The organism is Flavobacterium cyanobacteriorum, assembly GCF_002251835.1.
In the GTDB taxonomy this organism is placed as follows: Bacteria; Bacteroidota; Bacteroidia; order Flavobacteriales; family Flavobacteriaceae; genus Flavobacterium; species Flavobacterium cyanobacteriorum.
In genome coordinates this window covers 1-12,223 of record NZ_NOXV01000167.1, presented here as the reverse complement: position 1 = coordinate 12,223, position 12,223 = coordinate 1, and the positions used below count along the sequence as shown (strand labels likewise).

Annotated in this window: 14 protein-coding genes; 7 read left to right on the top strand and 7 right to left on the bottom strand. The window is 41.0% G+C overall.

Features of this window, described 5'->3' with window-relative positions; translation table 11 throughout:
• Nucleotides 1–183: 183 nt before the first annotated feature.
• Entirely contained in the window at nt 184–1,650 is a 1,467-nt protein-coding gene (locus tag CHU92_RS02945; protein ID WP_094412440.1) for a nicotinate-nucleotide adenylyltransferase, read from the bottom strand.
• A gap of 85 nt (nt 1,651–1,735) precedes the next feature.
• Between CHU92_RS02945 and CHU92_RS02940 the strand changes: the two genes are divergently transcribed.
• From CHU92_RS02940 to CHU92_RS02930, 3 genes are read left to right on the top strand one after another with little or no spacing between them, the layout of a single operon-like run.
• Nucleotides 1,736–2,500 carry an MBL fold metallo-hydrolase gene (locus tag CHU92_RS02940; RefSeq protein ID WP_094412443.1) on the top strand — a complete coding sequence of 255 codons (765 nt, stop codon included), beginning with the start codon at nt 1,736–1,738 and terminating at the stop codon, nt 2,498–2,500.
• Nucleotides 2,501–2,504: 4 nt separating this feature from the next.
• Entirely contained in the window at nt 2,505–3,005 is a 501-nt protein-coding gene (locus tag CHU92_RS02935; protein ID WP_094412438.1) for a hypothetical protein, read from the top strand.
• A 39-nt stretch (nt 3,006–3,044) separates the two neighbouring features.
• Complete coding sequence (locus tag CHU92_RS02930) at nt 3,045–3,539, top strand: hypothetical protein (RefSeq protein WP_094412436.1); 495 nt, start codon at nt 3,045–3,047, stop codon at nt 3,537–3,539.
• A 13-nt stretch (nt 3,540–3,552) separates the two neighbouring features.
• Here CHU92_RS02930 and CHU92_RS02925 read toward each other — a convergent pair whose 3' ends face one another.
• The 5 genes from CHU92_RS02925 to CHU92_RS02905 are packed head-to-tail and all read right to left on the bottom strand — an operon-like array spanning nt 3,553 to nt 8,156.
• Nucleotides 3,553–4,197: an alpha/beta hydrolase gene (locus CHU92_RS02925; protein ID WP_094412434.1), complete on the bottom strand. Its 645-nt coding sequence runs from the start codon at nt 4,195–4,197 to the stop codon at nt 3,553–3,555.
• Nucleotides 4,197–4,520 carry a hypothetical protein gene (locus tag CHU92_RS02920; RefSeq protein ID WP_094412432.1) on the bottom strand — a complete coding sequence of 108 codons (324 nt, stop codon included), beginning with the start codon at nt 4,518–4,520 and terminating at the stop codon, nt 4,197–4,199. Before CHU92_RS02920 ends, CHU92_RS02925 begins: the two co-directional genes overlap by 1 nt.
• The gene (locus tag CHU92_RS02915; protein WP_094412430.1) at nt 4,520–4,975 is read right to left on the bottom strand and encodes a hypothetical protein; all 456 of its coding nucleotides are present in this window, start codon (nt 4,973–4,975) and stop codon (nt 4,520–4,522) included. Before CHU92_RS02915 ends, CHU92_RS02920 begins: the two co-directional genes overlap by 1 nt.
• Before the next feature lie 5 nt (nt 4,976–4,980).
• Nucleotides 4,981–6,234 carry a dihydroorotase gene (locus CHU92_RS02910; RefSeq protein ID WP_094412428.1) on the bottom strand — a complete coding sequence of 418 codons (1,254 nt, stop codon included), beginning with the start codon at nt 6,232–6,234 and terminating at the stop codon, nt 4,981–4,983.
• On the bottom strand, nt 6,231–8,156 hold the full coding sequence (locus tag CHU92_RS02905) for a vWA domain-containing protein (RefSeq protein ID WP_094412426.1): 1,926 nt from the start codon (nt 8,154–8,156) through the stop codon (nt 6,231–6,233). Before CHU92_RS02905 ends, CHU92_RS02910 begins: the two co-directional genes overlap by 4 nt.
• A 114-nt stretch (nt 8,157–8,270) precedes the next feature.
• Here CHU92_RS02905 and CHU92_RS02900 point away from each other — a divergent pair, with 114 nt between their 5' ends.
• Nucleotides 8,271–9,377, top strand: coding sequence for a lactonase family protein (locus tag CHU92_RS02900; RefSeq protein WP_243389549.1), 1,107 nt, complete (start codon nt 8,271–8,273; stop codon nt 9,375–9,377).
• Between the two features lie 121 nt (nt 9,378–9,498).
• Here the strand turns inward: CHU92_RS02900 and CHU92_RS02895 are convergent, their stop codons facing one another.
• A complete protein-coding gene (locus CHU92_RS02895) occupies nt 9,499–10,842 on the bottom strand; it encodes a DEAD/DEAH box helicase (protein ID WP_094412422.1) in 1,344 nt (447 codons plus the stop codon).
• 128 nt (nt 10,843–10,970) lie between these two features.
• Between CHU92_RS02895 and CHU92_RS02890 the strand changes: the two genes are divergently transcribed.
• From CHU92_RS02890 to CHU92_RS02880, 3 genes are all read left to right on the top strand, one after another.
• The gene (locus tag CHU92_RS02890; protein ID WP_094412420.1) at nt 10,971–11,225 is read left to right on the top strand and encodes a hypothetical protein; all 255 of its coding nucleotides are present in this window, start codon (nt 10,971–10,973) and stop codon (nt 11,223–11,225) included.
• 80 nt (nt 11,226–11,305) lie between these two features.
• Nucleotides 11,306–11,581, top strand: coding sequence for a hypothetical protein (locus CHU92_RS02885; RefSeq protein WP_094412418.1), 276 nt, complete (start codon nt 11,306–11,308; stop codon nt 11,579–11,581).
• Between the two features lie 9 nt (nt 11,582–11,590).
• On the top strand, nt 11,591–12,088 hold the full coding sequence (locus CHU92_RS02880; RefSeq protein WP_094412416.1) for a hypothetical protein: 498 nt from the start codon (nt 11,591–11,593) through the stop codon (nt 12,086–12,088).
• Nucleotides 12,089–12,223: the final 135 nt, after the last annotated feature.

The following is a 12,223-nucleotide window of genomic DNA, read 5'->3' as shown; positions in this document are numbered from 1 at the left end:
TTAAAAACTAACCATTCTTTTTTTTATTGTTTAGGACGCTATTGACTTAAAACTAACTTTTTCATAATATATTAGTTAAGATTAGCTGTTATAATTAACATAACGCATCTCCATATACAATAGTATAATTAATTGCTACAAAAGATATCAGTTAGTTTTCCTAATGGCTGTATAAATACGATACTAACTTTGTTCTGCCAGCAGTTTCTTTGGGTCATAACCAAAAAGATGGTTTTTCTTGATGATTTCGGCCACGCCTTCCGGAAGCATATCTTCCCAGCCGGTCTGCCCCTTGTTAATCATTTTTAAAACCTCCCGCGAAAAGATGTCCAGGTTTTGCTCATCAATATCGCTTATATCAACTACTTTGCCATTGAATTTGAAGAACTTGTAGAGTTCTTTCATCCTTGGGTGTACCTTCAGCGTTTCGGAGTTGATCACCGCACCGTCTTCTTTCATCGGGTAGAGGTACACTTTGAGGTCGCGGTAAAACAGCTTTCCAAAAGCTTCTAAAATTCCACCACTAAGGTGCCTGTAATATTTTTCATCAAATATATCTACAAGGTTACTTACGCCCATAGCGAGGCCCATACGTGCTTTGGTATAGCTTGAAAAATATTCAACAACTTTATAATATTCCTGGAAGTTAGATATCATAACTGTTTGCCCCAGTGAACAAAGCAATTCTGCCCGGTCCATGAAATCACGCTCATCAATTTCACCTTCGGATCGAAGGTTGGACAATGTTATTTCAAAAACTACCAGTGTTTTGTCTTTGTCAACTTTATTTTCTTCAAGGAACATTTTGTATGATTTCTCATACATATCCATATTTACTTTTGTAACCGGCCTAAAGCTTCCCCTTAGCGCCAGGATATTCTTTTTGTACAATACCGCAGCCGGAAGTATGTTTTGCCCGCTTGGATTGAACATAACCGCATCAGTCATTCCGTTTTTTACCAGTTGTAAGCTTATAAGGCGGTTATCGACATCGGCAAAACGCGGCCCTGCAAAGTTTATGGTGTCAATCTCAAGTTGGTCCTTGTCAAGGTTGTCATACAGGTAACGCAACAGTTTTTTAGGGTCATTGTATTTATAAAATGCGCCATAAATAAGGTTTACCCCAAGTATGCCGAGAGTTTCCTGCTGCAGGCGCGCATCATTTTCCCTGAACCTTATATGTAGTATTATTTCGTTGTAATCCTCATCCGGTTCCACCTGGTATTTAATGCCTACCCATCCATGCCCTTTGAACTGCTTGGCAAAATCAATAGTAGCTACTGTATTGGCATAGCTAAAAAACATTTTATTAGGATGCTTGTCGCGTTTCAGCCGGCTTTCAATAAGTTTCACCTCGTGTGTCAGCATTTTTTTTAACCGGCTTTCCGTGACATAGCGGCCATCTTCTTCAACACCATAGATGGCGTCACTGAAATCTTTATCGTAAGCCGACATTGCCTTGGCAATAGTCCCTGAAGATCCGCCCGCCCTGAAAAAATGCCTCACCGTCTCCTGCCCGGCGCCAATCTCGGCAAACGTACCGTATATGTTCTCATTTAGGTTTATTCGCAGCGCCTTATCCTTTGTAGAAGGAACGTGCTCGATTATCCTGTCGCCTTTGAGGGTAATGTCGTTATCGTTTAATTTCATAGCTGATTATGGTATGAAGCAAAGTTAGCAAAACAAGGCGTTTTATAAAACAAATAATCCTATTTTTGTAAAAAAACAAGCTGTGCTGAAAGTATGGTTTTTAGGTACCGGAACCTCCCAGGGAATACCCGTGATTGGGAGTACACATCCTGTGTGCCGCAGTGCCGACCCGCATGATAAGCGCCTGCGTGTTTCGGTATGGCTGCAATGGGATGAATATTCATATGTAATAGACTGTGGGCCTGACTTCAGGCAACAAATGCTGAACTGCGGATGCACCAGGCTTGACGGCATTTTATTTACCCATGAGCATGCCGACCATACAGCGGGCCTTGATGATATACGGCCTTTCTTTTTCCGGCAGGGGCACATCCCTGTGTATGCCCACCATAGGGTGCTGGACAGCCTTAAACGCCGTTTTGATTATATTTTTGAAGAAGAAAATAAATATCCCGGCGCACCTTCAGTGAACGCTGTTGAAGTGATAGCGGGAAACCCCCTTTTCCTGGGCGGCAAAAACGTTATTCCGGTCCGGGCCCTTCATGGCAGCCTCGAAATTTTTGGGTACCGCATTGATGATTTTGCCTATCTTACAGATGTTAAGGCTATGGACAACGAAGAAATTAATAAGCTTCTGGGCCTGAAAGTACTTGTGGTCAGCGCACTACGGGAAGAACCTCACGAGACCCATTTTAACCTCAGGGAAGCGCTGGATTTTGTAGCATTAGTAAAACCGGAAAAGGCTTACCTTACGCACATTAGCCATTTACTTGGTTTCCATGCCAGAGTGCAGCAAAATCTCCCTGATAATGTATTTCTGGCATATGATAACCTGCAAATAACTATTTAATATTATGAAAAAGAACCTTTATTTATACCTGTTTATTTTTTCGCTCCTTATTAACATTTTCACCTATGTCTATTTTGACAATAAAGCAAAATTTAACCAAAGCCAGCTGGCCAAAGCCGAAAAGAATGATAAAGCAGCTTCTGACAGTATCAGGTATTTTAAGCAGGTACTTGAAGAAGCAAATTATTTCAGCCTTGAAAATAATGATAACGCCGCGGAATATTTTGCAGGGCAGGACATTGCCGCATTATCAGAAAAAGTTCGTGCCGGGATTGATAAGTATAACCAAAACAAAAACGGCAACCCTTTAGTAGAATATCCGGCGATAGGCGGTGTTCCATTCCTTATCAACAAAATAAAGATACTGAACCACAGGTGGATTATTGCCGATTTCAGTAATGGCAAAGCGTGGGGTGAAGTGTTGATAAAATATTTTGTTGACAGCAATGGACAGGTTACTTATGAACCACTGCAAACAATCCTGTATTCTGATACTGTAAATTAATTTTTTTTGTACTTTTAATCTCCTTAAAATACTCACCTCATGAAAAAGCTGTTTTTACTTGCTGCCCTGCCGCTGCTCTTGCTCTCATGCGATTTTATGTTCAAGGAGCGCAAAGATAAACAGCATGAAGCCAACGCAGAAAACAGAGTTGTACTGGGTACGGACAGTGATGAAAAAGGCTGTGTGGCTTCTGCCGGCTACAGATGGTCGGTTTTAAGGAAAGAATGTATAAGGCTTTTTGAAGAAGGATACAGGCTTAATAAAATAAATACGCTCAAAGAGGGTACCGATGCTGAAAGTGCGTTTATTATTTTTGATGAAAATGGAGAACGGGCGGAACTTTTCCTGCCTGATGCCGGTTCAAAATCAGTTATACTCAGAAGAGAAAATAAAAATAGCCCTTATACCGGTGATGGCTGGGCTTTACTGAAAAATAAGGGCTTTTCACTGAGCAGGAACAGGCAATTGCTATTTGCCGCTGCTGCCATAGAAGAAAGCCGTATAATAGGTACTGACCAACCCGAGGAACAATAAATTTAATTAGGGACTACTTATCAAGCCATGCCAGCAAATCATAAAAATTTTGTGGCGCCACTCCATGCCCTACCGGATATTCATGGTATTCTACACCAGGAACAATGCCTTTAAGTATTTCCGGAGCTTTCCGCGCCCATTCAACAGGTATAACCTGGTCAACAATACCATGGGATATAAAAAAGCGCAGTTTTGAAAGTTTTTCCGAAGAATGGTTATAATTTATTATTTCTGTATTAAGATAGCCACTTAGTGCAGCTACGCGTTCCACTTTTTCTGGATAGGAAAGTGCTACGGCATAGCTGAGTATAGCCCCCTGGCTGAAGCCTATCAGTGTAATCCTGCTTTTATCAACAGGGTAACCGGCAACGAGTTCATCTATAAATTTCCCAATAAGGTCTCGCGACTGTACGGCCTGCACTTCATCGGAAAATTTATTCATTGCAGCATCAAAATTTATTGCGTACCAAGCATTACCATGAGGCGGAAGGGGATGAGGGGCCCTCGCAGAGACAATAAAATAGTCATCAGGCAGATGGACGGCAAATGAAAACAGGTCTTCTTCATTGCTGCCATAGCCATGCAGTAACAACAAGAGCGGATTTTTTTCTTTTTTAGCCTTCGGCTCCCTTACAATGTGGTATAGTGAAAATTCCATTATATTGTCCTGAATACTTTCTGGAACAGGTGGCCGATTATAGGGATAGGGCGCATTTCGCCTTTTGCTGCCATGATGATGCCATAGCTCCACAATACAGCCATAAATATCCACATGGCAAATGTAATATTGATATCGTTAAAACGGCTTACTATAGAGCCTAACCCTAAAAACATAAGCGATAGGCCCAGTGCCTGCCGTATATGGAAAGCAGCATAAGGGTTTTTCTTCTCGGCATTTATGGTTAACGCTATCAGGGCACCAACTATCAGGATATAGCTCGTAATAGCTATGGGTTTTCCTTTCTCCGTTATTTCGTCCATTAGTATATGTTTATAATACTTTTATTTTCAATATCAGTGCGCTTATCAAACGCAATATCATGATAACCGGCGCTGCCTGCTTTGGTATTTAATTGTAAGGTTGCCCGCCCCAATTCGGTGCCGTCATCACCGGCTACTTTAAAAGTAATATCGCCACTGAATGCTTTTTCAGTTATGAGATAGATTACCAGTTTGTTGTCTTTTTTGGTAACAGAATCATTTTCAATATAAAATTTACCGGTAGTAATACCTTTTGCCTTAAGTTCTTCTGAAAGTACCAGTTTGCAGCCCATATCGCGCTCTATATGTGCGGAAACTTCATCAACTACTTTATTTGCGGTCCGTTCCACTACCTCACTGCTCTTTTCTATGGCTTCTTTCGTTTTTTCTGTAACGTCTTCACGGCATCCTGCCATTACAGCAACTGCTATAATTAGAATAATAACTTTTTTCATGGCCTTTACTTGTTTAAAATTAGTTTTCCGTTATTATATATCCCATATACTTTACCTATAAGTTCCCTGCCAAGAAAAGCAGTATTTTTAGATTTTGATAAAATATCCCTGTTGGTAAATATACGGCTTCCCTGTGTAGTAAACAATGTAAATGATGCCTTTTCTCCTTCGGCAATAGCTGGGGCATCAATATTAAAAATTCTTTTTGCGGCAGTAAATTTTTCCACTATGGTATCAGCAGGCAGCACTCCCATCAAAGCGCCAAAGGCTGTTTCAAGGCCAATTGTGCCATCTTTGGCCAGGTCAAATTCCATTTTCTTATTCTCTATGTCTACAGGATTATGGTCACTCGTTATGATATCTATAGTACCGTCCGATACTCCTTCTATTAATGCATTCCTTTCCACTTCGGTACGCAGCGGCGGCAACACCTTGTAGCGGGTGTCAAACCCTGTGAGCACTTCATCGGTAAGCACCAGGTTATGTACAGCCACGCTGCAGGTTACTTGTAGCCCTTTTGCTTTAGCTTCCTGTATAAGCTGTACCGATTTTGAAGTAGTAATAGTGGGGATATGCATTTTCCCGCCTGTATACTCCAGCAATAAAAGGTTGCGCGCCACCTGAAGCTCCTCTGCGATTGGGGGTATGCCTTTTAACCCCAACCGGGTGCTTATCTTTCCTTCGTGCACCACGCCTTTGCCCTTTATTTTATCGTCTTGTGAAAAAGCTATAATAAGCGCGTCAAAATCCTGTGCGTATTGCAGGGCTATCTTCAGCAGGTTTGCATCGGCAATCGGTTTGTTATAATCGCCAAAGGCTACCGCCCCTGCATTCTTCATGTCAAAAAGCTCAGCTATGTCCTTGCCTTCACTGCCTTTTGTAAGTGCGCCGATAGGATGTAAGGAAGTGGCATGGCCCTGTGCTTTACTTTTGAGAAATGCAATATCGGCCTGTTTGTCGGCTACAGGGATGCCATTGGGTTGAACAGCCACATCGGTAAAACCACTTTTGGCCGCAACATAAAGCCCATTGGCAATAGTTTCCCTGTCTTCAAAGCCGGGTTCACCAAAACTTACGGAAGTGTCAAACCATCCGCCCGAAATATGAAGGCCGGGCAGCTCTATAACCTCATGGCCTGATACTTCGGTAATACTACCAATTTTTGTTATAATGCCATCCTGTACCTGTATATCGGCAGATTTACCATTATACGGGCTGTTCCTGTCAATAATAGCGGCATTTTTAAAAATCAGGTTCATTTTACAAATTTTTGGATGAAGAGTTCAAGCAATAAGAAAACCAGTGTTCCGATGACAAACCATTTCCAGAGCTCATCGGCAGTACGGCTTGATTTAATGTCGTTATATACTGTAGCAACAGAATCGGCTTTTGTGAATTTGTCCAGTACAGAAGTGTTATCAAGGTTCAGGTTGCTCTCGGTACGTGCATGGTTAAAACTGATGTTCTTTAGTAGGGTAGAGCCTCTCATGATGCTGTAATTACCGGCTTTTTCCGGATAATCCCCAAAAGATAATTTTACTTTGTTATCCAGTAATTGTTGCATTGGTATAAAACTACCTTCATTATTTTTTACTGAAACCACTTCGTCTGCCGAAAGCTGCGCATCCAGGACAAGGCTACGGTTCCTTCCTATAGTAAAAGCGGATATACCGGTTTTATTATTGTTTTGCGCCATATTATAAAAAGTGGGTACAATGAGTGGCGAATTTTGGAAATTACTATTGGTTTTATTGATGGGTGCAGAAAATACATACAGATTACCAATCCGGTTGCTGACGGATATAAGGAACGGTGTCTGGTCATCATAAGCCAGCACCGGTAGCCCTGCGCCTGAAAGTGTAAATCCACGGCTTACTTTCGGATACTGGAAATTATTAGCTTTTTTCTCAAATACAGTCTGGTAAAGCGGGTGGCTGAAAGAAATTTTGGTAATCTGTCGCTCGTTTGCCATACTGCCTCTAAAAGCAGCATTGCCAAAGCTACCCAGCATATTATTAAGGTTTTGCATTTTTGCCTCGCCTGAAGGTATAACTACAATATTGCCTCCTCTTTCATAAACTGATTTCAGGGTTGTTACCAGCGCCTGTGGTATTTCAGCAAGCTCATTAAGTATTATGGCATCCTGGTTTTGAAGACTGTTATAATCCAGGGCGTTTAATTCGCTGCTTTTAAAACTGAATTCATCTTCCGTATAAATCCGTGCAAGGAAACTGTTTTTTACACTTTCGCCTATAGCCAGCACCTTTGCTTTTTCAGGCTTTGAGATACTGAAGTAGTAGGTATTGTCATAAGTAAGGCTGTTGTCAGACACTGAGACATAGCCATGAAAGTCTTTTTTAGGGATGTTGAAAGCAGTCGTTTCTTTGTTTTTATTAAATTTAATTATTGTCTTAGCAATCATTTTATTACCATCATATATCGAAACCGGCATTTCATCTTTAAAATCACCATAAGCTTTCATTTCGGCTGTGACTTCATAAAAATTGTCCATCACCTGCGATATATATACACTATCTACTGACACATTTTTCCTGTTTTCTGCTTCGGGTACAAGGGCATAAACCGGGTTCCCGTTTCCTAATCCCGAAACATTTTTGCTGTCAAGGTTTACAGCATCGGTAATGATTACTACATCTTTGCTTCGCCTGCTTTTTGCCTCGGCTTTGGTAAACAGGAAATCCGGGCGGAAAGGCACAGCGCTGTATGCCAGGTTCTGCAGGTCTTTTTGTATTGATTTTATATCGGTATCCCAGTAGGCGCCATTGGTAGTAAGCAGCGAGAACTGCTGGTCTCCGGGAGTGTTTTCAAGCAGGTCCTGTACAGCACGTTTAAGCAGTTCGCCTTTGCTGCCTTTGGCCTGCATTGAAAAAGAATTATCAAGCAGTATCAGCATTTCATTTCCGGTATTGCCTGTATCTTTAGCTTCAAAATAAGGCTGCGCAAATGCGGTTATCAGTAAGGCCAGCAGCATGAGCCTCGTAAACAGCAGCAGCCATTTTTTTATTTGTGAACTTTTGCGTGTTTGGATGCTCAGTTCTTTAAGGAATCGTACATTAGTAAAATACTCTTTCCGGAAACGGCGCAGCTGAAATAAATGTATGAGTATGGGGATTACCAGCAGAAAAAGGAAGTAAAGAATTTCAGGGTGTTTAAACTGCATCCGTGTTGAAAGTTTGTCAAAAATACAAATTTTATTCTAACATGATAACCCGAATTCCTCTTATAAATTTCAGATAACGTTTAAATACTTACTTTTGTTATTACTAATTTGTCCATGATGAAGATAATCGCCTTAGTCATTTTATTTGTATTTATGCACGCAGGTGCACAGGATTATAATCTGGTTGTAGGTACTTATACCAGGGCGTGCGACAGTAAGGGTCTGTATGTGTATGATTTCAATTCCGCTACTGCCGAAACAAAACTGAAAAGTACATCAGAATTTATAAATAATCCCAGCTATTTGACTGCCTCACCCGATAACAAATATATTTATACAGTTAATGAAAACGGCGAAAAAAGCGGGGTGACTGCCCTGCGGTATACGCCGGGTAACGGAAAATTAAAATCCTTACATGACAAAGATTCAAGAGGCGAGGATCCCTGCTACATTATCAGTAACGAAAAACATGTTATTGTGGCTAATTATACCGGTGGTACCATTTCGGTTTTTGAGCGTAATGCTGATGGCAGCCTTACCGACGCCAAACAGCTTGTAAAGCATTCCGGCAGGAGTATCAATAATGAGCGGCAGGAAAAACCGCATATTCACATGGTACAGTTTTCGCCCGATAAAAAGTATGTATTTGCTATTGATCTGGGTACAGACAAAATATACATATACCACTACAATCCTAATGAGGAAAATAAAATACTGGTACTGAAGGATGTTATTGTCACTAAGGCCGGAAGCGGGCCGCGGCATATGGTATTTAATCCCAACGGGATTTTTTTTTACGTCCTGCACGAACTTGATGCCAGCCTTACGGTTTACAGCTGGATAAAGGACAAAGCCATGCCTATACAGGAACTTAGTATAGCCATTAAAGACGAAGGCTGCAAAAACAGCGGTGGCGATCTTCGTTTTACGCGTGACGGGAAATTCTTATATGTAACCAACCGGGGCGATGCAAACACGGTTACCATTTTTAAAAGCCACGCCAACGGAATGCTTAATTTTGTGGAAGAACTCCCAACCATGGGTGAAGAGCCACGGAATATATCCATAGATCCAAAAGATAATTTTGTTTTGATCGGCCACCAAAAAAGTAATGATATTGTAATATTCAAGCGGGACAAAACCACCGGGAAACTAACCGATACCACAAAACGTATAAGGCTGTGTTCGCCGGTATGCTTAATATTTACTAACAATAAGTAAATTTTTTTAATGCCCCAACCCACCTGAAAGGTATGTTCATCAGACTGCGCCGTATCTACAGGAGTGACCCGCAGCTGAGGTACCCCTGTAATAGGCATACTCAAAAGGGAATTTTAAGGGGTTACTTCCGTTTCTTTTTTGCTGCTTTTTTAGCTTCTGCAGCCCGGTTACGGGGTTCCGTTTTTTTGGGGTTGCGCCTCCCGGGGCCTCCAAGGTTTACTTTTTTGTTCTTGTCTTTTTTTTCGTGGAAGGCCGTGCCACCTTCATGCTTTGGCCTCTTGAGCAACTGTTTTATTTTTTTCTTTTCTTTTTCGAATTCGAGCAGTTTTTCTGCGATTTCAATTCCTTCTGGTACAGGCAGTATAGCAATTTCTTTTTCCATAAGAAGTTCTGCCGCAATTTGCTGTTCTTCTTCCTTAGGCGTTATGAAACTAATGGCAATACCTGTTTTATCGGCACGGCCCGTCCGGCCAATACGGTGAATATACTGTTCGGGTACTTCCGGGAACTCCATATTAATCACATGGGTTATATCGCTGATATCAAGGCCGCGCGCCATAACATCGGTAGTAACTATACCCCGCAGCTCACCCGACTGGAAAGCTGCCATGGTGTTGAGCCTGTAGTTCTGCGATTTGTTAGAATGTATAACTCCAAACTGCTCCGGGTAATCTTCCTCAATCTTCTCCATTAATATATCTGCCGTACGCTTGTTATTCACAAATACCAGCACACGGTCAAAGCCTTCGCCCTCCAGCAGGTGCTTCAGCATGTTTATCTTGGTCAGGAAGTTCGGCACATGGTAACCCTGCTGCTCAATCTTTTCCAATGGCGTACCCGATGGCGCCAGTGTAACCTCTTCCGTTAAATCAAAATACTCATCCAGCATTTCATCCACCTCATCAGTCATGGTTGCCGAAAATAAAATATTTTGACGCTTTGATTTCATCATGGACAGTAAAGATGTTATCTGGAAACGGAAACCGAGGTTCAGGATTTCGTCAAACTCATCTATAACCAGTTTTTGCAGTTCGTCAAAACGTACTATATTGTCCAGCGCCAGGTCCATCATCCTTCCCGGAGTACCTATCAATATATCTACACCCTGGTAAACAGCTGTTTTTTGTGTGTTGATATTAACCCCTCCATAGACCCCAAGGGTGCGTACTGACATATATTTAGTCAGTTTTTCCACTTCCTCCGTTACCTGCACTACGAGTTCCCGCGTAGGTACTATAACAATAACACGGGGCGTATGTGTACCGGCAAATTTCCATTGCTTTAATATCGGAAGTAAGTAAGCAAAGGTTTTTCCGGTACCAGTCTGCGCTATACCCATCATGTCCCTGCCGGAAGTAATCACAGGCATTGATTTCAGCTGGATAGGGGTAGGGGTTTTGTAACCAAGCTCATCAAGCGCTTTTTGCAGTGATTTAGGCAGGCCGAGTTCGTGAAATGATGGCATATAAATAATTTTGGCAAAGATAGGTTTTTTAAAACTAAGGCTGAAAATACAGCCATGCCTATATTTAACATAATCTTTTCAAATTTTTAATTTAACGGTTTTATCTTAGCTGTAGCAAAAGAAACTTTATGGCTGAGTATAAGGCAATAGGTGGAAAAATAAGCATAGCCGCCATACGTAGTTACCTGTTTGACAAGAAAATTGATAAAGGGGACACTCTTGTACTTAACCTGATGGACTATGAGCATATACTGGATGAAATCAGGTATTCCGGTGACAAAGTTGATATACCTGTCAATGTGCTTGGAGTGCTGCTTACGAAAAGCAACGATGTCCCGGCAGGTAAAATACAGATAGTGAAAAATGAAAAAACCATTGAATAGCCATCTTACTATTATTATATTTAATAAAAAGCTTCGTAGTAGTGCCCGGAGCTTTTTTTATACAATAAAAACTAGAAGCCATGAAAGACAATTTTGAAGTAATTGCCGGTGCCTTTGAAAAGGCAGGCATAGACGTAGCTACCGCAGAATACAGCATTACAGCGTATTCACTTAATACTGACCTGAGTTTTAAGTTTAGCAACAGGGCGGAATTTCTTGATTTTTTAGGCCTCAGGGAACCGGATGACACTAAAAAAATAGAAAAAATTGACGCCTCTTTCACAGATCAGGGCATAGACGCCGCCAACTTTTTTTATGTGAATTTTTACCAGCCCCGGAAAATTATAGAAATGTAACAGCGAGCCATGGATTTAGGATACCTCAAACTGAAAATAGATATAAAAAGTGAACATGATGAGTACAGGAAAAAGTACGAGTTCAGAAGGAAAGAAACCAAAAAAGAGGAAATAAAAAAGATTTTTGAAAGCTTCCGTGATTTTTTTAAAAATGACGGAAACTTCAAATTCAGGGAAAATGAACATAGCCTTACTGCTGAATATAAAGGCCACGGAATAACCCTTGAAATTGATGTGTACAAAACTATCGCTGAACAGGGTTTTTCTATTGAAGGCATTATAAATACCTATGAAAAAAAATCATTTGCATTTGTTGCGGAAGCAGTATGCAATAAAGAAGCAGCATTACTGCAGCCGGCTGATGCAGACGACCAGGAAAGGATGATACATGACACTCGTTTCTACCGCGATTTTATTGATGGAGAAGTATATTATACTTTCCGTTACATAATAAAAGGAAGAGATGAAGCTTATGCTACTATGGGTGAATTGCTTTTTGCGCTGTAAAATAAATTATAGTAATCAGTAAAGGCCGGAAAAGAAAAGTACGCATATATCAATACGCTTCCGGACATTTTAGAAGAAAAACAGAAAAAAAGGTAGTATCTCACTAACTGTGTAAGTATAAAAATAATGGGGTTT

What these genes read in the sequence shown, in the direction of transcription:
- CHU92_RS02945 (WP_094412440.1), bottom strand. Translation starts at nt 1,650, where the DNA reads ATGAAATTAAACGATAACGACATTACCCTCAAAGGCGACAGGATAATC.
- CHU92_RS02935 (WP_094412438.1), top strand. Translation starts at nt 2,505, where the DNA reads ATGAAAAAGAACCTTTATTTATACCTGTTTATTTTTTCGCTCCTTATT.
- CHU92_RS02930 (WP_094412436.1), top strand. Translation starts at nt 3,045, where the DNA reads ATGAAAAAGCTGTTTTTACTTGCTGCCCTGCCGCTGCTCTTGCTCTCA.
- CHU92_RS02925 (WP_094412434.1), bottom strand. Translation starts at nt 4,197, where the DNA reads ATGGAATTTTCACTATACCACATTGTAAGGGAGCCGAAGGCTAAAAAA.
- CHU92_RS02920 (WP_094412432.1), bottom strand. Translation starts at nt 4,520, where the DNA reads ATGGACGAAATAACGGAGAAAGGAAAACCCATAGCTATTACGAGCTAT.
- CHU92_RS02915 (WP_094412430.1), bottom strand. Translation starts at nt 4,975, where the DNA reads ATGAAAAAAGTTATTATTCTAATTATAGCAGTTGCTGTAATGGCAGGA.
- CHU92_RS02910 (WP_094412428.1), bottom strand. Translation starts at nt 6,234, where the DNA reads ATGAACCTGATTTTTAAAAATGCCGCTATTATTGACAGGAACAGCCCG.
- CHU92_RS02905 (WP_094412426.1), bottom strand. Translation starts at nt 8,156, where the DNA reads ATGCAGTTTAAACACCCTGAAATTCTTTACTTCCTTTTTCTGCTGGTA.
- CHU92_RS02900 (WP_243389549.1), top strand. Translation starts at nt 8,271, where the DNA reads ATGATGAAGATAATCGCCTTAGTCATTTTATTTGTATTTATGCACGCA.
- CHU92_RS02895 (WP_094412422.1), bottom strand. Translation starts at nt 10,842, where the DNA reads ATGCCATCATTTCACGAACTCGGCCTGCCTAAATCACTGCAAAAAGCG.
- CHU92_RS02890 (WP_094412420.1), top strand. Translation starts at nt 10,971, where the DNA reads ATGGCTGAGTATAAGGCAATAGGTGGAAAAATAAGCATAGCCGCCATA.
- CHU92_RS02885 (WP_094412418.1), top strand. Translation starts at nt 11,306, where the DNA reads ATGAAAGACAATTTTGAAGTAATTGCCGGTGCCTTTGAAAAGGCAGGC.
- CHU92_RS02880 (WP_094412416.1), top strand. Translation starts at nt 11,591, where the DNA reads ATGGATTTAGGATACCTCAAACTGAAAATAGATATAAAAAGTGAACAT.